This is a genomic window from Pseudomonas sp. GW456-12-1-14-TSB6, from assembly GCF_059424205.1.
Genome location: NZ_JBWKZE010000025.1, coordinates 16841 through 37619 on the forward strand (window position 1 = coordinate 16841; position 20779 = coordinate 37619).

Below are 20779 nucleotides of genomic sequence, written 5' to 3' on the forward strand. Positions count from 1 at the left end.
CGAGGTCGGGGTCAGGGACGGTGGATCAGCGCTGCATTGTCCGGACACCTTTTCTGAACCATGGAAAGCCGAAATTCCGCGCCGTTGGCGAGTTACATCGATCTGTTGCTGGACGCCGTCTGTGCCGTGGACAAGCAGGGCCGTTTCGTTTTTGTCAGCGCAGCCTGCGAGCGGATTCTCGGCTACACGCCTGACGAACTGATCGGCCAGTCGATGATCGACTACGTCTACCCGGCCGACCGTGAGCGCACCCTGGCTGCCGCGAGCGACATCATGGGCGGCGAGCCCAAGCACAATTTTGAAAACCGTTATGTGCGCAAGGACGGCAGCGTCGTGCATATCCTGTGGTCGGCGCGTTGGTCGGAGGTCGACCAATTGCGCATCGCCGTGGCCCGGGACATCACCGAGCGCAAACTCGCCGAATCTCGGCAGGCGGCGCTGTACGCCATTTCCGAAGCGGCCCATGCGGCGGAGGATCTGCTGGCGCTGTTCAAGCGCATCCACATGATTATTGGCGAGTGGCTGCCGGCGCTGAATTTCTCCGTGGCGCTGTACGACGAACATTGCGCGCAGCTGAATTTTCCCTATCACGTGGACGATGACGAGCTGCAACCGGAGCAACCCGGCACCGTCACCGGTCGCCTGTGTGCGGAAGTGATCCGCAGCCGCCAGCCAATCCTCCTGACCCCGGATTGCCCCCACGCGCCGCCGGAGTTCGCCGCGCTGGTGGCCGGGCAGCAATCGCCGTGCTGGCTCGGCGTACCGCTGAGCTCGAAAGACCGCACCATCGGCGCGCTGATCGTCAAAAGCCTGCCCGGTGGCGAGCGCTACACCGAACGCGACAAGGAACTGCTGCAATACGTCTGTGCCCAGGTCGCCACCGCCATTGAACGCCAACAACTGCACGCCCGCCTGCGGCGCATGGCGCAATACGATCAATTGACCCAGTTGCCCAACCGCGAACTGCTGCGCGAACGCCTCAAGGCTGCTCTGAACCATGCGCGGGAACAGTCCGGGCACATGGCGCTGCTGTACGTCGATCTGGATCGCTTCAAACAAGTCAACGACACCTTTGGCCATGCGGTGGGCGACATGCTCTTGCAGGCGGTGGCCAACCGGCTCAAGGGCTGCGTGCGCGAGACCGACACCGTGGCGCGGATCGGTGGCGACGAGTTTGTGGTGCTGCTGCACAGCGTCCACGCCGCCGACGATGCCGACAGCGTGGCGGAAAAAATCCGACAGGTATTGGTGCAACCCCTGCGCCTGGACGGGCACAACCTGAGTATCGAACCGAGCATCGGTGTGGCGCGGTATCCCGAGCACGGACGTGAGGAACAGCAACTGTTCCGCCACGCCGACCAGGCCATGTACGCCGCCAAACGTTTGAATCATCGGGCGCTGGACCACTGACTGGCAGCTCACCGTTCGTCGCGGCGACGGCAACTTTTCTAAACCTTTGGCGGTCAGGAAATTCTCAATCTAGGCGGGCACCTGCTCGCCGCGATCAAATACCAAGGGGTAGAGAATCATGCCTAATTCAAGAAACTCGAACTCGGGAAACTTCGCCAACGATAAGACCAAGGCGTCTGAAGCCGGTCGCAAAGGTGGGAAAACCACCACCACGACGGTCGACAAAGAGCCTAAAACCGAGATGGGCCGCAAGCCTGCTCAAAAGTCGAAGTAGTCGGTGAAGGTTGTTTTGATTGAGAGGCGGGGGCGCAAGCTCCCGCTTGAATCTGCAAAGAAGGAGGGCGCGACCATGAGCCGGATGGCCACCCGAGTACGCCACATCAGTTTTGTCAGCCTGCTGGGGTTGTTCGCCAGCAGCGCGTTTGCCCAGTCGCCCGCCGACTTCATCAATGAGGCCTCGGCCAAAGGCATGGCCGACATTGAGGCCAGTCGTCTGGCGCACAGCAAGGCCGAGTCCAAAGAGGTCAAGGATTACACCATCGTCGTCATCAACGACCGCACAACCGCCAACCAGCATCTGGCGAAAATCGCCAAGAAACTGGACCTGCCGGTGGCCCCCCGCGAAGAAGTTGCCGACAAGGCCAAAGCGCTGATGCCCGAAGTCAAAGAAGGCGCCAGCTTCGATCAGGCCTACGCCGCCAGCCAGGTCAAAGCCACGGAAGAGGCCATTCAGCAGATCCAGCAGGAGGCTCAGACCACCGACGTGCCGGAGATCAAGGCGTTTGCCGACGAGACCCTGCCAAAACTGCAGAGTCATCTGGAAATGGCCCGAGCCCTTCAGGCCAGTCGCTGAATCCGCAGCAATGAAAACGGCGCTTTTTTAGCGCCGTTTTTTTTGCCTTTCAGCATTCATTCAGATCCTGCTTCGGCTTGCTCTTGTCCCCCAGACCTTCCAGGTCAAACACCTCATTCTCACCCATCGCCCGGTAATGCCGACGCAGCGCCTCCAGCTGCTTGAGATCCAGCGACTCCAGCCCAAGCATTGCGTTCTGCGCCTCCTTGTTCACCCGCAGCAGTTCATCGAGTTTCAAATGCAGGATGTCGGTGTCGCGGTTCTGGGTGTTCTGGATCAGGAACACCATCAGGAACGTGATGATCGTGGTCGAGGTGTTGATGATCAGTTGCCAGGTGTCGTTGTAATCGAAAATCGGCCCGCTCAACCCCCAGAGCCCGATCAGAATCAACGCCCCCATGAACGTCTTGGGGCTGCCGGCCCAGAGGGCGAGCTTCTGGGAGATTTTTGCGAATTTCATGGCCGTTTTCCTTGTTGGGGGCGCTTGAAATTCAGACATCGGAGGGGGGCGGAAAATTCTACTTACAGTTTTCTGAGTTCCTGTGGGCACGGCGAAGACAGCGGTCCCGGCGATATCGGACATACGTAGGGGAGGGCAGATAAACGCGATCGCTGTATCGTGTCGGCAGCTGCTTTTCTACGTTTCGCCAAAACGTCCAAGACAGGAGAACGCAATGACCTGGTCCGCCAAGCAATACGTCACTTTCGAAGATGAACGCACCCGCCCGGCCCGCGACTTGCTGGCGGCAATTCCCACGCCCGAGGCGCGTTCCGTGGTGGATATCGGGTGTGGTCCGGGCAACTCGACCGAGTTGTTGGTGGAGCGTTTTCCGGGGGCGAAAGTGCAGGGGCTCGACAGTTCGCCGGACATGATCGATGCCGCGCGCAAGCGTCTGCCGCAGTTGCAGTTCGCGGTGGCGGACATCGATAAATGGGCGGATGCAGGGCCATTCGATGTGATCTTTGCCAACGCCGTTTTGCAGTGGGTGCCGGATCACGCGACGTTGCTGCCGGCGCTGGCGGGCAAGTTGGCGCAGGGTGGCAGCTTGGCGATTCAGATGCCGGACAACCTCAACGAGCCGTCCCATCGGTTGATGCGTGAAGTGGCGGCCAACGGGCCGTGGGCCAGCAAACTGGCGGGCGCGGCGGGGCAGCGGACCGAGATGGCGGATGCCAGTGCCTATTTCTCGATGCTGCGGCCGCATTGCGCACGGGTCGATGTGTGGCGCACCACGTATCACCATCAGCTGGCGGGCGGGGCTTCAGGCGTTGTCGAGTGGTTCAAGGGCAGCGGTTTGATTCCGTTCCTCAGTCCGCTGACGGAAGCGGAGCGGGCGGACTATCTGGCGCACTATCTGGCGGAGGTCGCGAAGGCGTATCCGGCGCTGGCGGACGGTTCGGTGTTGTTGCCGTTTCCGCGGTTGTTCATTGTCGCCACACGTTGATACGAAATAGGGCCGATTTGATCGGCCCTTTCTTTACGGTCAGCGCTGTACAGCGACCAGCATCATCATCGGCCGCTCGCGCTCTTCAGCGAGGGCCGGTTGCGCAGCCACTTCCTCATCGCTCGGGCCCCATTCATTGACGTGTTGAATCGTGAACCCGGCGTCGATCAATGCATTAAGCAGCGTCCCGACCGTGCGGTGCTGCTTGATCACCCCGTCGGCCAGCCAGTTGGTCACCCGCTCGCCTTCCATCTGATAACTGTCCAGCGGCCAGCGCTTGTTGCCCTCGCTGTCGATCAGCCAGCCCGGATTGCGCGGCGCCATGAAGATCGGGTGCTCGATGGAAAACACAAAATGCGCGCCGGGTTTAAGTGCCGTATGCAGTTTGGCAAACAGCCCAGAGAGATCCTTGATGTAGTGCAGGGCCAGTGAGCTGTAGGCCAGATCGTAAGTGCACGCAGGCAAATCGAGGTGTTCCAGGTCGGCACGTTCGTAGCGGATGTTCGCGGCCGAAGTAGTTTCCTTCGCCCGCTCGAGCATTTTCTCCGAGACATCCAGACCCAGCACTTGGGCAGCGCCGTGTTCGCTGGCCCAGCGGCAGAACCAGCCGTAGCCGCAGCCCAGATCCACCACCTGTAAACCGTGCAGGGAGGGCAACAAGGCTTTCAGCGCCGGCCATTCCGGCGCAGCATCGAGGCCGCCGATGGAGCGGTTCATCTGGCTGTAGCCGTGGAAAAATTCGGGGTCGTCGTAGATGTTCTGGGTCATGGATTGCTGCTCTTTTGAATTTGATTTGGGTGGCTCGCAGGCCACGGATTTGAATCCCTCGAAACGTGAAGGCGCGTATTCGTCGATGGCCGCGCAGGGGGAGGGTGGTGGGTGATGGGGAAATGCTAGCGGGTCGTGGCGAGTGTGAGAACCGGGGGAGTGTTGGGGATCTGTAAACGCGGTTTTTCGCAACGGGATGTTTAAAGTATTAGCCCTGTTTACTGAACCTTCCCACAAGGTTTTCAGGTTGTCCGTCGGAAGTGCGGGCTCTAGCCTGTGAGGGTCGCTGATGAATCGGCGATCGGGATTGGAACCCCGGCGACTTCACTGAATGCAAAGCGTCGTTCATGACGTATGCTTGCGCACCTTGATGGTGTGCACTCTGTTATGGCGGCTGTGCGCGGGAGACTTAGAGTCTGTCGGGTTTTGCTTGGTGGCCCGGGTTCCAACCTGCGTACAGCTGCCACCCCTTCGCGTGGAACCGAATGGGGCAGCTCTAACCATCACACCGAGTATCAAATCATGTTCAAGCCAACCCCGAATCCCCCAGAAGTCGAAACCGACCCAGCGTCCCCGTACGTCTCGAACGACTGCAGAAAACTCAACGACGCCGCCAACCGCGCCCTCGATCACTACCTCTGCCCCGGCGCCCATGTCATGGGCACGACCAACCAACCCGAACCGATGTACTTCGCCAACCCGGCCTACGACACCGAATCCCTGCTGGCCAACGCCAGCGAATCCCTGGGCTCGGCCAGCGAAATGCTCAGCAACTTCGCCGCCACCCTCGACCCCACCCACCGCAGAACCGCGATAGGCATTGCGCAACTGGTGATGCTGGGTGAATTGGCGGTGAGTCAGGCGCTGGATCATGTTGAGGTGAAGAGTTAACTGCGTTGATGCAATGTTTTAGAAGGCATAAAAAAAACCGGCTCATTGAGCCGGTTTTTCTTTACGAAGGTTTTCTCCTTCAAGGTGCGCAGGGCTCCAACTGATCGACATCAGTGCCACTGCCAGCGCTACGGTCAACCTCGCCATTGTTCCCGATATGAATTTTAGTCGTGGGCCATTTCGGGGTGATCCTGATGCAATGGTTCTGCCCGGAATTACGCCAATCAAACTCCATAAAAAAATCATCATCGGGAAACAGATGCCCTGGTCCGCCCGTAGACTCTCCGGGGGCAAGGTTTCCGCGAAAGATCTCATTTTGCGTATTCAGCACAAACCTCAAATCACCTGTGCCTTCTTTCGAGAAATCAATCTCGACGCGTGGCACTGCGACGTACCAAACCAGATACGTCAACACCGCCAAAATAAGTACCCGCATGACGATATAGAGCGGGCGTCGCTTACTTGCATTCGTGGACACTGACTCCATCTCCCCAATTTTCAGGTGCTACGGCGAGCACTTCATCCATGACGATTTTTGCTGTAATTCCACCGTGCGGGTATCGCTTGTACAGCTTCACACCAATACTGATAGAAACCCTGTCAGCGACGTCATCCCAAGCCCGCAGCCCTTCGACACCCGGTGACTGACGTGGCCCGGGTTTGTTCTTCCAGTCTTGGGCTTTACGAATCGAGTCCGATGCGATCTGTTCAAGTCCTGCACCATCCAGCAAAAGGCTTTCGGATAGTCCTCCCGCTCTGCCGACATAACCGTAATGGATGTTCGACCAGATGTCGTAGAAGTATTCGTATTTCCCGTGTTTGTAGTAATACGAGCCGAACCGCTTCTTGATAATCGGCTTGTGATCCCAAGGGCGATTCTGTCCAACCCGCTCCGTCCACAACGTCAATGCCGCTGCTTTCTTTCCCAGAGCCATGGTGTAGTAGTTCGGCGGTTCCCCGATTCGGGCATACCACGGCAGCTCCCGGTATTTCCTTGTCTCCGCTGCCGGATCGAAGCTGTTGGCATTTTTCATTTTCACGACCGACGGATGCAGGATATTCCGGTTCATCTCATCGGCAATGTAAGCCGCCACGGGCTCCATGTTATCGGGGTGAGTGCAGGCGGCAGGTTTCTTTTCTTCCTCAGGTTTGGCCCTCTTGGCTGGCGGTTTTTTTGGGGCGTTAGGATCGATAAGGGCACCCACAGCCGTTGCCTTGGTTTTCAACTGAGGATCGGCCAGCAGAGTGGCCATTCGTTCCTCATCAACCTTTCCGTCAGGGCGAATCGCACCCATTAAGGCGAAATCGATAACAGGACTACCAACGGCGCTCCCAAGAACAAAACCACCAAAGGTGTCGTCACTGCCGGTGATGATCGTTCCACCGTGACTGGTGGGGCTGGAGAGGTGAGCCATTGGTCGGCCGTTAATCAGAATCGATGGAAAACCGGTGGTGATCACTGCGCCACAGCCGCACGTATCGCCAACGCGAGCGGCGCCCATGAAATTGATATTGGTGTCAGCTGAGGCTGAGGCAATCGGGGTTGTGCCATGTCCTGGCAACGGGCAAACGTGTTTATCGCCCAAGCGTGCGGAAGAAAGCATGAGTCGTCCTTGTTGAATACATCCGTTAACCCCAAGCGTCCTCTTGGGTGTGCGAATGCTAGCGGAATCTCAAGGACTGGTCGCTGGGAAACGTCTGAAAACATGGCGAGCATCACGCCATGTTAGTGTGCGGCAATTCCTACAGGATCACTGGTCGTTCGTTCGTATGTCGTTCTTTTCCGTGGGCATTGGATAGTGCTCGTTCTCATATTGCTCGATAAGCACAGCGAGGTTTTCCAGTTCATTTCCATCGGATGATCCGGGTTCAGCCCCCCAGAGCTTTTCCATCCGAGCAAATGCAATGTTCAGGTCTTTTCGGTTACGGATGGTTTCGCTGTTCATGGCAGATTTTCCGTGCAGATCAGATCCATCGGGGTCGAGATTATTCACGAACTCAACATACGCAACGCAGTCGAAGCCAAAAACGCGGAACGACTCTTTTCCTCCGGATGCTGGCTGACGTGAAGGTCTATGCGGCTCAACAAGTAGCCTGGAAGTGTGATGTTGATCTCTTGGGTATTCCCCAGGCACTGACTGATGTCCACATCCACCAACGCCCATACGCAGTTTTCAAACCTCGGATCGGAAACATGGTTACTGACCTTGCTGGCGGCAGGTATCACGGCACCGCTCTCAGCGAGAATCGCGATGTGAGTTTCTATCGCCTCTTTGGCCATTTCCAACGCATGGTCCTGATCGTTTCCGGCGGAGAAACAACCGGGGAGGTCTGGTACTTCAACACCCCATGTTGAGTCGCCTTCGCTGGGAGATATTGCGATTGGATAAAGCATGCGGATTCGCCCCTGAATATGGTGCTACATATTGGACTCCGCCTCATAGGGCGGTTTCGGTCTTGGAGGGAGCGTACGGCGGAGCAGGGGATCTGCAATCAACGCTTTGTTTCTGAATTGTTCAGCGGAACAAATCAGGCTCTGAATTTTAGTCGGGGTTCCCATTCTTATTTCGCAGTTGGGAAAGGGTGAAGGGTTTGTGAGCAGCTGGGCGGACAGTTTTTTGCCGCCCGGACGGCGCTGCAGATCCCCAGGGGTGGCGAGGACATGGGCATTTATGCCTTTCCGGAGGAAGGCACGCGCGTTGTGGTGTGCTTTGCCTACGGCCTGCCGAACAAGCCCTACATTCAATCGATCTTGCCCCACGGTCTGAGCATGCCGAAGGTGCCGAATGGCGACCAGGTGTGGCAGCACAGCGGCACGGCTCAGCAGCGTGTCGACGCGGACGGCAACTGGCTACGCCAAACCGACGGCAAGATCCGGGATCACGCGATCGAGCGTGAGGTTGAAGCCCTGGACGACCGCGAGCAGTTCCAGAGCCACACGCGGGCCGTCGATGACCACTCGACCGAGACTGTTGGTGGTGTGAAAAAGATCGAAGCGCTGGGCGCGCTCAAGCTGCTGTCGGGCGGGGCGGCGAGCCTGGCGGCGGTGGACGATCAGCACCAGGCGACTGGGCGGGATCTGAACCTGGTTGTGGGACAGAAGCTCAACGCCACAGTGGGCGATGATATGCAGGAGCGGATCGAAGGATTACGTCGAAGCGTGTCGGCCATGGGGCAGCGGCTTCAAGCGCCGAAAAATTGGATCGGATCTGAGGATGTGAATCTGTTCAAGATCGTTTGCGACACACTCACGCTGTTGCAGGAGATGAACATCCAGTTAGCAGCGCATACCCATTTGCCAAGGCCAACACCGACTCCGAGTGATGCCACAGGCTTTACAACCAGAGCCACAAAAATAGCAGCGTTAAATACAAAACTGTCTCCAATCACTCTATAAAAAGAGTAACCGTCGCTGTTTTTTCTCTTTATCAAGAGCGTGTGCTGGTGAAATTCATTGCATAAAAATGTGGATAAACTTGGCCGGCCGAGTACAACTTACGGCCGGCCGGGAAATATACTTCCCCCGGGGCCTACCGTCCGTCGGATGGTGAACCGTCAACAGCGTATTACTACTCACATATGCACTTTGTTGAGCGTACATACAATCGCATTTGCCCCGGGGGCGGCAAACCCGCAAACTGTCGAGGTTTCGTCAATTTATCTTTAGGTGGCCGGCCAGAAAATGCCATGGCGCCGGCGCAGGATGCAGAAAGGCCGGGCGTGCGCCCGGCCTTTCTACGATAGCGGCGGGTGGTTTCCAAGGCTCAATCCTGTGATAGATTGATCCCCAGCACTCGACGCCCTACAGCTTTTGATACTCGCAACTCGAAAGGTTAGGGCGTAGCCATGTAGCAGTCAACCATACGGTTGCCGTTCCACCGTTAAAAGTTGCGTTAAAAGGTGTGTTAGTTTCGCTATAAAGCAAATTAATCAACCTTTAGTGCAAAAGTTAACTGCTCCGTTGAGTGCTTCGCTTAATGCTTCATTTTCTTGATGAGGCTCAGAAACTAACTTTGGAGTTCTATCATGCTTAGACTGATCGCACGCTTTGTCCCTGAAGAGCTAATCCGGCTTTTACAAACGGCCTATTGGTCAATCCGCCTGTACAGGATCTATCAGCAGATAGAGTGATCGCTGCATTGGCGGGGGCTTCGGCCCCTGCTTTTGATAAGTGTTGTGATCCCAGCTGACTACCCCTCTCGACACCACCAAGACTGTGCGTAGGCACAACCATCGATGTACTCAATGCCGCTGAGTACAAATCCTGTCACCGCCATTCCAGCAAGAGTGGCATCAATCAACGGTGGCAATGGATCCGGATCAAGCGGTATCCCCACCTTCGCGCAGGCGATATTTGTCGCGCGGCCTAACTTAGAACTGACTGCTGAATTCACCATCACGTTGGCCCTGATCGCGGGATAGCGGCGCCGTTCCTTAGGGCCGAGCGCGACGCCTCGCAATCGCATAGGGGTTACCAGTAAGTACATATGTCCCCTTATTCGTCGCATTCTATTTCGAGCATTGATTCCACGGCGAAGGCCAGCGCAGCGTCTGCGAACTCGAGCATGTCACTGAGATCATCTGAGTCAATTACCTGACCCTGGTGCAGTGCGTTGGCCTGCTTGAGCAATGCCTTATGGTGCGCGCCAGGCATGGCGAGCAGCGCCACATCATCGCTTGCCATTGGGCTAATGCTGAGGATTTTTCGGGATTTAAAGGGGACTGACCCTAAAAATATCCTGTTCTTCATCCGTCATTCCAAGCCTTTTGTCTTCCTGCACTGGATGTGAACCCTCTTCGATTAAAAGGCCATTTACGGTTTGCGCTCTGTATTTACCGCAGTGTAGTGGTTTCCAATCGGTCAGAATCTTGATGGGAAACCGTACTCATGGATCATTCCTTTGAGCAAACTGTGTTTCTTGTGGCTGGAGAGAATGAAGAGTAGAGAGGGATACCGTATCTGCAATCAACGGTGTGTTTCTGAATTGTTCTTTGCCGAACAAGCAGTTGACCTCAAGACGCAGACATAAAAAAACCGGCCCTGCAGGCCGGTTTTTCTATTTGCGCATCCCCCGTCAAACCACGACGCAGGACATAAATTCGATTGGAGCGGGTGAAGGGAATCGAACCCTCGTTATCAGCTTGGGAAGCTGGAGTAATGCCATTATACGACACCCGCTCAGAGCGGCTGACTTTGTACCAGACTCGGCCACGGATTTGAAGTTTTCTTTGCACGCGAACTACGGAAAGTCTTGAAACAGAGCCGAAATCGGTCAATCGCGGGCAAGCGCTGCGGGCTGGAGGACGGCTGAATCTCAGCCTCGCAGGCTTGCTCGCGACGACACTGTTTCAAATGGCCAATGCATGGTGATCCTGGACAAACTGGTAACGCGTTCGGCTGGCCTGTTGCGCCGGTTTCAGGAAACCGAGCAGGGCGTTCTGGCTGTCCCGGCAGGCGGATTTGTGTTCCATGTCGAGGAAGTGCCCGGTGGCCTGCAGGGTAGTGAAGGTGCTCTGCGCGACATGGTTGCCGAACAGTCGGGCGTCTTCGGCGGCGGTGTATTCGTCCCATTCGCCGTTCAGGAACAGCACCGGTACGTTGATTTTCTTCGCCGCGTTCAAATAGCACTGACGGTCGCTGTGCAGCACGTCGTTGATGTGGAAATGCATCTGCCCGTATTCGTGCTCGGCCAGGCTGCTGACGTGGCGATAGTTGAAGCGCTTGAACAGCGACGGCAGGTGTTTGCCGATGGTGTCGTTGACGAGGTGGCCGACCCGATCGCCGTCGCGTTTGCCGAGGCATTCGACGCCGCGTTCGAGGTAATCAAGCATGTGCGCGTTGATTACTGGCGAGAACGAGCTGATCACGGCTTTTTCAATGCGCCGAGGCTGATGCGCGAGGGCGACCATGGTCGCAGCGCCGCCCCAGGAGAACGACAGCACGTGTTCGGCGGCGAAGTGATCGATCAGCTCCAGCAGGATCAGACCTTCGACTTCTTTCGTCAGATGTTTCTCGTGGCGGTTGTGGACTTTCGACTTGCCCGCGTAGGGCTGGTCGTAGCAAACCACGTTGAATTGCGGGTGCAGATTTTTCACGGTTTGTGCAAACGACGCAGTCGTGGCCATCGAGCCGTTGACCAGGATGATGGTCTTTTCTGCGGCGTCTGCGCGATAGAACTCCGTGTAAACCCGATACTGACCCTGTATATCCAGCACAGCGATTTCTGGCCTCATGTCATAAGACTCCTGGCAAGCAAGCGGGTATGCGCGCAAATGAGATTGCACGAGCTTTGTGACAGGTAGGCATATGCCTGGAATTTTGTGGCCCATGTCGATCCGGTACGGCAGGTCGACGGGTGTTGTTATTGGCGGGCAGTCTGCCGGCTGAGGCGCAGCCCTGATGGGCTGTCTACCGACAAAAAGTTTCTTGGATGTTATGTGTGACTCATCGGTCACAATTTGGCCGACGACCTGATTCAAGCAGGGGGATCCGGATCGCGCAAGTGCCGTTGGTAAATTGTTCGACAACTTCTGCTGAGCGGTCGGCTGCTTAGAACAAATGAATCTCTTCGGTGCGCAAAGCGCGGTACTCGCCCGGTTTTAGAGCGTGATCGAGCGGCAGCGGGCCCATGGATTCGCGGTGCAGGCGCAGCACTTTGTTGTTGAAGTGACCGAACATGCGCTTCACCTGATGGTAACGACCTTCGACGATGCTCAACCGCGCAGTTCGCGGGCCGAGCACTTGCAGCTGCGCCGGTTGGGTGGTCAGGTCCTCAAAGGCGAAGTAGATCCCCTCGGCGAACTTGATCGCATATTCCGGGCCGATCTCCTGTTCGGTCTCGACGTAATAGACCTTCGGCAGTTTGGTCTGCGGCTGGGTCAGGCGCCGCGACCAGCTGCCGTCATTGGTGATCAACATCAGCCCGGTGGTGTTGAAATCCAGCCGCCCGGCGATGTGCAGGTCGTCTTTGTCCGGCTCGTGGATCAGGTCGAGCACGGTCGGATGCTCGGGATCGCGGGTGGCGCTGACGCAGCCCTGCGGTTTGTACAGCATGAAGTAGCGCGCCGGTTTGCCGGGTTGCAGCACTTCGTCGTCGACCTCCACGCGGCTGAACTCCAGGACTTCGCTGTGGGAATCGCTGACGACTTTTCCGTCAATGCGCACGCGCTTTTCCACCAGCAACAGGCGAACCTGCTTGCGGTTGTAGCGGGGCAGGTTACTCAGGAAACGGTCGACGCGCATGATCAGGAATCGGCAGGAAGCGGGCCGCGCATCTTACGGGATCGACGGCCTGGCCGCTTGCAGTTGCGCCTCGACCTGAGCGCAGCGTGGGCACAGGCAGGACTTGTCACGCAGTTCCGCCGGCAGGGCTTCGAGCACTGCCGGATCGATGGAAACGCCGTAGCACCAGCAGGCGCGGTCGGCGGTGCGCGGGTCGGCCAGGGTGCAGTCGTTGCGGGCGCCGCAGGCCGGGCAGAGGTCAGGTGTCTTCTTGGCGTCAGGCATAGGTCGAGTGAGGCATTTCCACGCAGGTGCGGTTACGGCCGGTCTGTTTGGCCCGGTACATCGCATGATCGGCCCGGGACAGCAGGCTGTGCAAGGTGTCATCCGGTTGCAGGGTGGTGGCGCCGATGCTGACGGTCAGATTCAGGGTGTGACCGTTGTAGGCATATTCATGCTGTTCGACGTGCTGGCGGATCTTCTCGGCAATCTTCTGACCGGTCTCGCCGTCGGTGTCCTTCAGCAGCACGATAAATTCCTCACCGCCCCAACGGCAGACAATGTCGGAATGCCGCAGACAACTTTGCAGGTCCCGGGCGAAACCGATCAGCACCTGATCGCCGGCCATGTGCCCGTAGGTGTCGTTCAAAACCTTGAAGTGGTCCAGATCCAGCAGCAGCGCGGTCAGCGGTTTCGGCTCTCGATGGGCCTCAGTTAAAGCTTGCGCGGCGAGCAGGTCGAAGCCGCGGCGGTTGGGCAGTTCGGTGAGGCTGTCGAGGGTGGCCTGGGCGTGGATCTTTTCCTGATAGCGGCGGATCAAGCGATTGACCAGGGCCAGCACGATCAACGTCACCAGCAGGCAGATCAGCAGGTTGAGGTACAGCGACTGGCGGATTTCGCTCAGCGCGCCGTCTTCGCGTTTGTCGACAAACAGGTACCAGTTCAGCTCCGGAATGAACCGCACGTTGAGGAAATGCCCCTGGCCGTGGGTGGAATATTCATAGCTGCCGCTGTGGGGTTTGGGCAACTGGCTGACCAGGCTTTTCATGCTGTCGAGGTCGGTCAGGCTTTTCCCGACCCGCGCCCCTTCCGGCCCGCCCTCGGCGCCGGTCAGCACCAGTCGGCCGAAGGTGTCGACGAAGTACACACTGCGTTGATAGCGCTGCTGGTACTTGTCGATCAGCTTGATCACCGCATCCACCGTCAGCCCCACGCCAGCGGCGCCTATGAAGCGATCGTTGTAGTCGTAGACCTTGTAGTTGATGAAGAAGGTCATGTTGTCTTTGTTGGCCAGGTCCGGGTCGACGTTGATCTCGTACGGATCCTTCATGTCGCGCACGCGGAAGTACCAGGCGTCGCGCGGCTCGTCGATTTTCACCTGCTTGAGCACGCCCTTGGCGTGGTAGTAAGTGTGGGTGCTGTTGGACACGAAGAACGCGGTGTAGGCGCCGTAGTGGGTCATGACCTCGTCGAGGTAGCGGGTCATCTGGTCGCTGTCCTTCTCGCCGTTCACCACCCAGTCGCGCATGAAGGTGTCGCGGGACATCATCGAGGAAATCAGGATCGGTCTGACGAGGTCTTTCTGGATTTCCGAGTACACCGTGTCGGATGTCAGCGGCAGTTCGGTGTTGACGATGTTGTCGCGGATCGACGCCCGTGAGGCGTAGTAGCTGAGCAGCGAGGTGGCGAGGAAACCTGCGCCGAGCAGGGCGATCAGGGTCAGTACCAGCGAACGTTGGGAGTGAAACGCAGATCTGAGCGGCATTGGCAATTCCGTTGACAGTGACCCGATGGGCAGCATTCTAGTGGCACGGCGGGGAAAAGACTGCGGGATTTGTGCCTGAAATGCGGGGGGATCAGCCGGGCAGGGGTGTCTGGAGAATGGCTCGCTCATCCAGCCCCCTCCCGGAACGAAAGGAGGCCGGTTTTCGAATCAGTTTCCGGTTTGCAGATACGCGCGCCACCCACCCAAGTGGCTGATATCGATTGCACCTTCCAGGCCGTAGGGTTCGCAGATGAAACCGCTCTCCCAGCGGCCATCCGCCAGTTGCACCTTGCCCAGGCCCAGCGGCGCCGGGATCCCGGTCAGGAACGAGCCCAGCTCACTGCTCGGTAACTCCCAGACTTCCACCGCGATGGCCACGCCACCGTCGGCCACGCGCAGCATGCCGGGGCGCAACGGCGGGCCACCGGCCAGGGCATAGAGTTTGTAGTCCTTCGAGCTGTAAGTGGCCTCGATCAGGCGTGCGTCGCGCTGGCGCAGTTGCCAGTTCAGGGCCAGCCCGTCCAGGTGCGCACCGCAGACCACCAGTCGCGCACGGTCATGGCGCGCCGGGTTGTTCGGCGTCGGCAGCGCACGATCCTGCTGGCGCTGCAAGGCATCGGCCACGCCCAGCAGATACTGATCGGTGAACGCCCGGCCAAACAGCGTCACACCCCACGGCAGCCCGTTGGACATGAAACCGCTGGGCACGGCGACGGCGGCGTAATCGAGCAGGTTCATGAAGTTGGTGTAGTAGCCCAGTTCGGAATTGCGCAGCACCGGTTCGGCGTCGAGTTCCGCCAGCGTCACCGGACGACCGATAGTAGGCGTGAGCACGCAGTCGAGTCCTTCCAGCGCTTTATCGCAAACGGCTTTCAGCGCTTGCAGGCGGTATTGCGCACGGAACGTCTGCACGCCGCTGACGGCCGGTGCTTTGGCCAGCACCGCGCGGATCACCGGCATCACTGCTTCGGGATTTTCTTCCATCAACTCGCCGGCCACGCTGTAGCGCTCGGCCACCCACGGCCCTTCATAAAGTAACCGCGCCGCTTCGAGGAACGGCGACAAGTCCAGTTCGACAGCCTCACCCCCCGCAGCCTTGAGCCGGTCGATGGCGTTGCTGAACAGCTGCGGGCCTTCCTCACAGCCGAAAAATTCCAGGTCTTGCGCACGCGGTACACCGAAGCGAAACGGCCGAGGCACACCGAACGCGGAGCCGTCGTTCCATGACGGATTGCTGCGGCTGTATTCGTCCCGTGGATCGAGGCGCGCGGTCAGCGCCAGTAGCTGACTGGCTTCCCGCGCCGTTGCGGTGAACGTGGTGACGCAGTCCAGCGTGCGACAGGCCGGCAGCACGCCGGCGGTGGAGATCAGGCCTTTGCTGGCCTTCAGTCCAACCAGATTGTTCAACGCCGCCGGCACCCGGCCGGAGCCGGCGGTGTCGGTGCCCAACGCGAAACTGGCTACACCGAGCGCCACGGCCAGTGACGAACCGGCGCTGGAGCCGCCCGACGGATACTCCGGCAACACGCTGTTCGGGCAGGCGCCGTAAGGCGAACGGCTGCCGTTGAGGCCGGTGGCGAACTGGTCTAGGTTGGTCTTGCCCAGCGGGATCGCCCCCAGCGCCAGCAGTTGCTCGACGATGGTCGCCGAACGCTCCGGCACATAGGCGAACGCCGGGCACGCGGCGGTGGTGGGAATGCCAGCGAGGTCGATGTTGTCCTTGATCGCGAACGGCACGCCATACAACGGCAGGCTGTCGAGGTCGCGACCGTCGAGGGCGGCCAGATACGGTTCCAGTTCTTCGACGCTGAGCAAGTGGATGAACAGGTGGTAGTCCGGGTTCAGCGCCGCCGCTTTGTCCCGCAGCGCCAGCAGCAATTGCCGCGGTGTGGTGTCGCCATTGCGGTAGGCCTGGCGCAGGGCATCGAGTTGCAGATTCATGGGTTGATCCTTTGGCAAATGGTTTCAGTCGAGTTCCAGCACCACGACCCGTTGTCCGGCACGCACCGCCGATCCCGGCTGCACGCGAATGTCCTGCACCACCCCGGCCATGGGCGCGAGCACGGGGATTTCCATCTTCATCGACTCCAGAATCACCAGCACATCACCGGCCGCCACGCGGCTGCCGACCTCGACCTGCACCTGCCAGAGGTTGCCGGCAATGTGGCTGTCGATACTTTGCTGGCCGCTGGTCAGCGGTGTGTCTTCGCTGCTGTCCGGCACGGCTTCTTCGCTGTCGAAGTGCGCCTGGCCACTGGCGATCCAACGTTCGCGCTCCGCCTGGAAGGCGCCCTGTTGCTGCATCCGGAAAGCGTCGATGCTCTCGGCTTCGCGTTGCAGAAAGGCCTGGTAGTCGGCGAGGTTGAGCTGGCTATGTTCGATGTCGAGATCGAAGCGCCCGAGGGGAAAGTCGCGGCGGATGCGCAGCAGTTCTTCGGCGCTGACCGGGTAGAAACGGATCTGATCGAAAAACCGCAGCAGCCACGGTTTGCCGTCGAACGCGGCGACTTCGCGATAGCGGTTCCACATCTGCAAGGTGCGCCCGACAAACTGGTAACCGCCGGGCCCTTCCATGCCGTACACGCACATGTAGGCGCCGCCGATGCCCACCGAGTTCTCGGCGGTCCAGGTGCGCGCCGGGTTGTACTTGGTGGTCACCAGCCGATGGCGCGGGTCGAGCGGGGTGGCGACCGGCGCACCAAGGTAGACGTCGCCAAGGCCCATCACCAGATAGCTCGCGTCGAACACTGTGCGTTGCACCTCGTCGAGGTTGGGCAGGTCGTTGATGCGGCGAATGAACTCCAGGTTGCTCGGGCACCACGGCGCGTCCTTGCGCACGGTGGTCATGTATTTCTCGATGGCCAACTGGCAGGCCGGATCGTCCCAGGACAGCGGCAGATGGACGATGCGCGACGGCACTTGCAAGTCCTGGGCGGCGCACACCGCGTCCCATTCACCGGCGACGATGCCGAGCAGATCGGCCAGCGGCAATTGTTCGGGCTGGTAGTGGATCTGCAGCGAACGAATGCCCGGTGTCAGGTCGATCACGCCGTGCAGGTTTTTGCCTTCCAGCGCCTGCATCAGGGCATGGGCGCGAAAGCGCAGGACCAGATCCAGTTCCGGCGCGCCGATTTCCAGCAGCAGATGGGTATCGCCGGACACACGCCCGACCAGCCGCTTGTCGTCCTGACCCAACTCCAGAACCACAGGCGAAACCAGGGCCTGTGGGAGCTGGCCTGTCAGCGATGGGGCCCGAGCAGACACCGCGTCAACTTCATCGCTGGCAGGCCAGCTCCCGGAGGCATCCCATTTCAGGGCGAGTTCGCGTGCGGTCTTGAGATCGACCGGCACGAACTGCACTTTGTCCCCGGCCTTGAGTTGACCCAGTTGCCAGAGATCGGCCTCGATCACCGTCACCGGGCACACGAAACCGCCAAGGCTCGGGCCATCCGGGCCGAGGATCACCGGCATGTCGCCGGTAAAGTCCACCGCACCGATGGCGTAAGGGTTGTCGTGAATGTTCGATGGATGCAGACCGGCTTCACCGCCGTCGGCGCGCACCCACTCTGGTTTCGGCCCGATCAGGCGCACGCCGGTGCGGCTGGAGTTGAAATGCACTTCCCATTGCGTGGCGAAAAAGGTGTCGATGTAGTTTTCAGTGAAATATTCAGGCGCGCCATGAGGGCCGTAGATGACGCGGATCCGGCGCACGGCAGGTAATTCGCTGACGTGATGGGGCGCCAATGTCTGCCCGGCGCTGCGGTCGCTCAGTGGGGCCAGGTGCAACACGTCCCCGGCGCGTAGAGCGCGCCCACCATGACCGCCGAACTGACCGAGGGTGAAGGTGCTTTTGCTCCCCAGATAATCCGGCACCTGCAGGCCGCCACGCAGGCACAGGTAACTGCGGGCGCCTGCGTCGAGCAAACCGCCGAGATGTAACTGGCTGCCTGCCTCGATTAACAGCGCGGTGTTCATCGGCACCGCTTCGCCGTCGAGGGTCAGCGCCAACGGTGCCCCGGTCACCGCCACCACCGCATCGCAATTGAAGCGCAGCAGCGGCCCGTTCATGGTGATTTCCAGTGCCGCCGCGCCTTCGGCATTGCCCAGCAAGCGATTGCCCAGGCGCAACGCGCGGCTGTCCATCGGCCCCGAAGGTGGCACGCCGACCGCCCAGTAACCGAGGCGACCGGGGTAGTCCTGGACGCTGGTCTGGGTGCCGGCGCTCAGCACTTCAAACGTGTTGGCCCGGTACACCAGGCCTTCCAGGCAACGGGTCCAGGGCTGGCCGCTGGCGAACGGCGTATCGAGCAGAATCTGCCGCAGGTAATCGCGGTTGGTTTCCACGCCGTACAGCAGGCTGTCGCCGAGGGCCTGGTGCAGTTCGGCGCGGGCCTGTTCGCGGGTTGGCGCCCAGCTGATGACTTTGGCGATCATCGGATCGAAGTAGGGCGGGATCTCGCAGCCGGCCTCGACCCAGGTGTCGATGCGCAGATGCCGGCCATCGGCGACGGGGAAATCGACCGCCGTCAGCAAGCCGGGGCTGGGCTGGAAATCGCGGCCCGGATCCTCGGCATACAGCCGTGCCTGAATCGCATGGCCCTGCGGTTGCAGGCCTGCAAACAACTTGGCCAGCGGCAGCAAGTCACCGGCCGCCAACTCGACCATCCAGCGCACCAGATCGACGCCCCACACCTGTTCGGTAACGCCGTGTTCGACCTGCAACCGGGTGTTCACTTCCAGAAAATAGAAGCGCTGCGCATCGCTGTCGAAAACGAATTCGACGGTGCCGGCGCTGCGGTAATTCACTGCTTTGGCCAGTTTGATCGCCGCCGCACACAGCTCATCTGCCATGCCTTCGGGCAGGTTCGGTGCCGGGGTTTCTTCGAGGACTTTCTGATTGCGCCGCTGCACCGAGCAGTCGCGAACGCCGAGGGCGATCACCGCGCCGTGGCCATCACCGAACACCTGGACTTCCAGATGCCGCGCACGCTGGATGTACTTCTCGATGAACACCCCGGCGTCGCTGAAGTTGTTCTGCCCTAGGCGCTTCACTGCCTCGAACGACTCGCTCAGTTCGCTGGCGTTACGGCACACGCGCATGCCGATGCCACCGCCCCCGGCGGTGCTTTTGAGCATCACCGGATAACCGACCTGTGCGCCGGCAATCAGCGCGGCGTCGAGGCTGTCGAGCAGTTCGGTGCCTTCGAGCATCGGCACGCCGTGCTGTTTGGCCAGGGCGCGGGCGGTGTGCTTGAGGCCGAACACCCGCAGTTGCTCCGGTGTCGGGCCGATGAAGGCAATGCCCTGGTTGGCGCAGGCTTCGGCGAACGCGGCGTTTTCCGAGAGGAAGCCGTAGCCGGGGTGGATCGCAGTGGCGCCAGTGGCTTTGGCGATGGCAAGGATTTTTTCGACGGCCAGATAAGTGCCGGCCGCTGCGCCTTCACCGAGGCTGTGGGCTTCGTCCGCTTGCAGGATGTGCAGGCTGGCGGCATCGGCTTCGGAGTACACCGCGACGCCTTCAACGTGCAGTTCACGCAAGGTGCGCAGAATGCGGCAGGCAATCGCGCCACGGTTGGCAATCAGGACTTTTTCGAACATGGAGAAACCCCCGGAGCCCGCGCAGGGTGCGGGCTCGACTGGGAGGCGGGCCGTCCCGCCGTTTTTGTTCAGACGCCAGGGTCGTCCCCGACGGCGAAATCACTTCACTTTTTCAGGCACTGGCCTGAGCGCGCCTGGCACAGGGCAAACAACCAGCGGCGCAGACGGACGAATGTCAGTTCCATACCAGTAGCTCCGCAGGCGTCGGGTTGTAGGCGTTGCACGGGTTGTTCAGTTGCGGGCAGTTGGAGATCAGCACGATCACGTCCATCTCCGCGCGCAGGTCGACGTATTTGCCGGGGGCGGAAATCCCGTCTTCGAAGGTCAGGCCGCCCTCGGCAGTCACCGGCACGTTCATGAAGAAATTGATGTTCGGCCCGATATCACCTTTGCCCAGACGCCCGTCGTGGGCGCAGGCGCGCAGGTAGTTGTCGCGGCAGCTGTGCATGTAGCGTTTTTCCAGGGCGTAGCGCACGGTGTTGCTCTCTTGCGCGCAGGCGCCGCCGAGGGTGTCGTGGCGGCCGCAGGTGTCGGCGATGATGGTCAGCATCGGTTTGCCAAGGTTGGAATACAGCACGCTGCCGGTGCTCAGGTACACGCTGTTCTGTCGGCGCAATGTACGTTGCACGTCGTAGCGCTCGCGGGGATTGGCGAGGCTGTAGAACAGCGTATCGACTGCCTGATTGCCCTCAAGATCGAGGATGCGCAGGGTCTGGCCGGCCTTGACCTCCATCAGCCAGGGTTCGCCGGCCGGAATGGTGGCGCGGTACACCGCAGTGTCGGGTTGTTTCTGCGAAGTGGCGATAGCAACTGACATGGCGATGATC

The 20779-nt window shown here is 59.7% G+C and carries 20 protein-coding genes, 1 tRNA gene and 1 pseudogene; 6 read left to right on the top strand and 16 right to left on the bottom strand.

What is annotated here, in order from left to right:
* Positions 1-60 precede the first annotated feature (60 nt).
* The 3 genes from AC07Y2_RS21215 (at position 61) to AC07Y2_RS21225 (ending at position 2263) form a co-directional block, all read left to right on the top strand.
* Complete coding sequence (locus AC07Y2_RS21215; RefSeq protein WP_103386803.1) at positions 61-1410, top strand: sensor domain-containing protein; 1350 nt, start codon at positions 61-63, stop codon at positions 1408-1410.
* Positions 1411-1528: 118 nt separating this feature from the next.
* Entirely contained in the window at positions 1529-1684 is a 156-nt protein-coding gene (locus tag AC07Y2_RS21220; protein WP_074691067.1) for a KGG domain-containing protein, read from the top strand.
* A 75-nt stretch (positions 1685-1759) separates the two neighbouring features.
* A complete protein-coding gene (locus AC07Y2_RS21225; RefSeq protein WP_064594055.1) occupies positions 1760-2263 on the top strand; it encodes a DUF4142 domain-containing protein in 504 nt (167 codons plus the stop codon).
* A gap of 49 nt (positions 2264-2312) precedes the next feature.
* Here AC07Y2_RS21225 and AC07Y2_RS21230 read toward each other — a convergent pair whose 3' ends face one another.
* A complete protein-coding gene (locus tag AC07Y2_RS21230; protein ID WP_039772727.1) occupies positions 2313-2723 on the bottom strand; it encodes a low affinity iron permease family protein in 411 nt (136 codons plus the stop codon).
* Positions 2724-2937: 214 nt separating this feature from the next.
* Here AC07Y2_RS21230 and tam point away from each other — a divergent pair, with 214 nt between their 5' ends.
* On the top strand, positions 2938-3708 hold the full coding sequence (gene tam, locus AC07Y2_RS21235; RefSeq protein ID WP_103386804.1) for a trans-aconitate 2-methyltransferase: 771 nt from the start codon (positions 2938-2940) through the stop codon (positions 3706-3708).
* Positions 3709-3747: 39 nt separating this feature from the next.
* Here the strand turns inward: tam and AC07Y2_RS21240 are convergent, their stop codons facing one another.
* Entirely contained in the window at positions 3748-4476 is a 729-nt protein-coding gene (locus AC07Y2_RS21240; RefSeq protein WP_039772725.1) for a class I SAM-dependent methyltransferase, read from the bottom strand.
* A gap of 522 nt (positions 4477-4998) precedes the next feature.
* Here AC07Y2_RS21240 and AC07Y2_RS21245 point away from each other — a divergent pair.
* A complete protein-coding gene (locus AC07Y2_RS21245; protein ID WP_103386805.1) occupies positions 4999-5367 on the top strand; it encodes a DUF6124 family protein in 369 nt (122 codons plus the stop codon).
* 79 nt (positions 5368-5446) lie between these two features.
* On the opposite strand, the gene AC07Y2_RS21250 is transcribed toward AC07Y2_RS21245, so the two are convergent.
* The 4 genes from AC07Y2_RS21250 to AC07Y2_RS21265 form a co-directional block, all read right to left on the bottom strand.
* Positions 5447-5845 (bottom strand): hypothetical protein, encoded by a 399-nt coding sequence (locus AC07Y2_RS21250; RefSeq protein ID WP_256587045.1) that lies wholly within the window; start codon positions 5843-5845, stop codon positions 5447-5449.
* Positions 5826-6971: a polymorphic toxin type 44 domain-containing protein gene (locus AC07Y2_RS21255; protein ID WP_103386807.1), complete on the bottom strand. Its 1146-nt coding sequence runs from the start codon at positions 6969-6971 to the stop codon at positions 5826-5828. Before AC07Y2_RS21255 ends, AC07Y2_RS21250 begins: the two co-directional genes overlap by 20 nt.
* 147 nt (positions 6972-7118) lie before the next feature.
* Entirely contained in the window at positions 7119-7313 is a 195-nt protein-coding gene (locus AC07Y2_RS21260) for a hypothetical protein (RefSeq protein ID WP_103386808.1), read from the bottom strand.
* A 44-nt stretch (positions 7314-7357) separates the two neighbouring features.
* Complete coding sequence (locus AC07Y2_RS21265; protein ID WP_103386809.1) at positions 7358-7762, bottom strand: type II toxin-antitoxin system HicB family antitoxin; 405 nt, start codon at positions 7760-7762, stop codon at positions 7358-7360.
* A 228-nt stretch (positions 7763-7990) separates the two neighbouring features.
* On the opposite strand from AC07Y2_RS21265, the pseudogene AC07Y2_RS21270 reads away from it, so the two are divergent.
* A pseudogene (locus AC07Y2_RS21270) lies at positions 7991-8764 on the top strand (hypothetical protein); the annotation flags it as partial.
* Between the two features lie 793 nt (positions 8765-9557).
* Here the strand turns inward: AC07Y2_RS21270 and AC07Y2_RS21275 are convergent.
* The 10 genes from AC07Y2_RS21275 to AC07Y2_RS21320 all read right to left on the bottom strand — a co-directional run bounded on the left by AC07Y2_RS21275 (position 9558) and on the right by AC07Y2_RS21320 (position 20769).
* Entirely contained in the window at positions 9558-9854 is a 297-nt protein-coding gene (locus tag AC07Y2_RS21275) for a hypothetical protein (RefSeq protein WP_103386810.1), read from the bottom strand.
* An 8-nt stretch (positions 9855-9862) separates the two neighbouring features.
* A complete protein-coding gene (locus tag AC07Y2_RS21280; RefSeq protein ID WP_256587046.1) occupies positions 9863-10117 on the bottom strand; it encodes a hypothetical protein in 255 nt (84 codons plus the stop codon).
* A gap of 355 nt (positions 10118-10472) precedes the next feature.
* Positions 10473-10546 (bottom strand) — tRNA-Gly (locus AC07Y2_RS21285).
* Between the two features lie 170 nt (positions 10547-10716).
* Positions 10717-11601, bottom strand: coding sequence for an alpha/beta fold hydrolase (locus tag AC07Y2_RS21290; RefSeq protein WP_011332879.1), 885 nt, complete (start codon positions 11599-11601; stop codon positions 10717-10719).
* Between the two features lie 316 nt (positions 11602-11917).
* Positions 11918-12610 carry a pseudouridine synthase gene (locus AC07Y2_RS21295; RefSeq protein ID WP_103386811.1) on the bottom strand — a complete coding sequence of 231 codons (693 nt, stop codon included), beginning with the start codon at positions 12608-12610 and terminating at the stop codon, positions 11918-11920.
* A 33-nt stretch (positions 12611-12643) separates the two neighbouring features.
* Entirely contained in the window at positions 12644-12874 is a 231-nt protein-coding gene (locus AC07Y2_RS21300; protein WP_103386812.1) for a cysteine-rich CWC family protein, read from the bottom strand.
* Positions 12867-14354 carry a sensor domain-containing diguanylate cyclase gene (locus AC07Y2_RS21305; RefSeq protein WP_103386813.1) on the bottom strand — a complete coding sequence of 496 codons (1488 nt, stop codon included), beginning with the start codon at positions 14352-14354 and terminating at the stop codon, positions 12867-12869. The genes AC07Y2_RS21300 and AC07Y2_RS21305 overlap by 8 nt, the downstream gene beginning before the upstream one ends.
* A 168-nt stretch (positions 14355-14522) precedes the next feature.
* Positions 14523-16295, bottom strand: a complete 1773-nt coding sequence (gene atzF / locus AC07Y2_RS21310; protein ID WP_103386814.1) for an allophanate hydrolase — start codon at positions 16293-16295, stop codon at positions 14523-14525.
* 24 nt (positions 16296-16319) lie between these two features.
* Positions 16320-19952, bottom strand: coding sequence for an urea carboxylase (gene uca, locus AC07Y2_RS21315; protein WP_103386815.1), 3633 nt, complete (start codon positions 19950-19952; stop codon positions 16320-16322).
* 175 nt (positions 19953-20127) lie between these two features.
* Positions 20128-20769, bottom strand: a complete 642-nt coding sequence (locus AC07Y2_RS21320) for an urea amidolyase associated protein UAAP2 (protein ID WP_103386816.1) — start codon at positions 20767-20769, stop codon at positions 20128-20130.
* Between the last annotated feature and the right edge of the window lie 10 nt (positions 20770-20779).

Coding starts and splice junctions, on each gene's coding strand:
- atzF (WP_103386814.1), bottom strand. CDS start 16,295: ATGAATCTGCAACTCGATGCCCTGCGCCAGGCCTACCGCAATGGCGAC.
- AC07Y2_RS21320 (WP_103386816.1), bottom strand. CDS start 20,769: ATGTCAGTTGCTATCGCCACTTCGCAGAAACAACCCGACACTGCGGTG.
- AC07Y2_RS21245 (WP_103386805.1), top strand. CDS start 4,999: ATGTTCAAGCCAACCCCGAATCCCCCAGAAGTCGAAACCGACCCAGCG.
- AC07Y2_RS21240 (WP_039772725.1), bottom strand. CDS start 4,476: ATGACCCAGAACATCTACGACGACCCCGAATTTTTCCACGGCTACAGC.
- AC07Y2_RS21295 (WP_103386811.1), bottom strand. CDS start 12,610: ATGCGCGTCGACCGTTTCCTGAGTAACCTGCCCCGCTACAACCGCAAG.
- AC07Y2_RS21275 (WP_103386810.1), bottom strand. CDS start 9,854: ATGTACTTACTGGTAACCCCTATGCGATTGCGAGGCGTCGCGCTCGGC.
- AC07Y2_RS21220 (WP_074691067.1), top strand. CDS start 1,529: ATGCCTAATTCAAGAAACTCGAACTCGGGAAACTTCGCCAACGATAAG.
- AC07Y2_RS21280 (WP_256587046.1), bottom strand. CDS start 10,117: ATGAAGAACAGGATATTTTTAGGGTCAGTCCCCTTTAAATCCCGAAAA.
- AC07Y2_RS21305 (WP_103386813.1), bottom strand. CDS start 14,354: ATGCCGCTCAGATCTGCGTTTCACTCCCAACGTTCGCTGGTACTGACC.
- AC07Y2_RS21230 (WP_039772727.1), bottom strand. CDS start 2,723: ATGAAATTCGCAAAAATCTCCCAGAAGCTCGCCCTCTGGGCCGGCAGC.
- uca (WP_103386815.1), bottom strand. CDS start 19,952: ATGTTCGAAAAAGTCCTGATTGCCAACCGTGGCGCGATTGCCTGCCGC.
- AC07Y2_RS21260 (WP_103386808.1), bottom strand. CDS start 7,313: ATGAACAGCGAAACCATCCGTAACCGAAAAGACCTGAACATTGCATTT.
- AC07Y2_RS21215 (WP_103386803.1), top strand. CDS start 61: ATGGAAAGCCGAAATTCCGCGCCGTTGGCGAGTTACATCGATCTGTTG.
- AC07Y2_RS21255 (WP_103386807.1), bottom strand. CDS start 6,971: ATGCTTTCTTCCGCACGCTTGGGCGATAAACACGTTTGCCCGTTGCCA.
- AC07Y2_RS21300 (WP_103386812.1), bottom strand. CDS start 12,874: ATGCCTGACGCCAAGAAGACACCTGACCTCTGCCCGGCCTGCGGCGCC.
- AC07Y2_RS21290 (WP_011332879.1), bottom strand. CDS start 11,601: ATGAGGCCAGAAATCGCTGTGCTGGATATACAGGGTCAGTATCGGGTT.
- AC07Y2_RS21265 (WP_103386809.1), bottom strand. CDS start 7,762: ATGCTTTATCCAATCGCAATATCTCCCAGCGAAGGCGACTCAACATGG.
- tam (WP_103386804.1), top strand. CDS start 2,938: ATGACCTGGTCCGCCAAGCAATACGTCACTTTCGAAGATGAACGCACC.
- AC07Y2_RS21225 (WP_064594055.1), top strand. CDS start 1,760: ATGAGCCGGATGGCCACCCGAGTACGCCACATCAGTTTTGTCAGCCTG.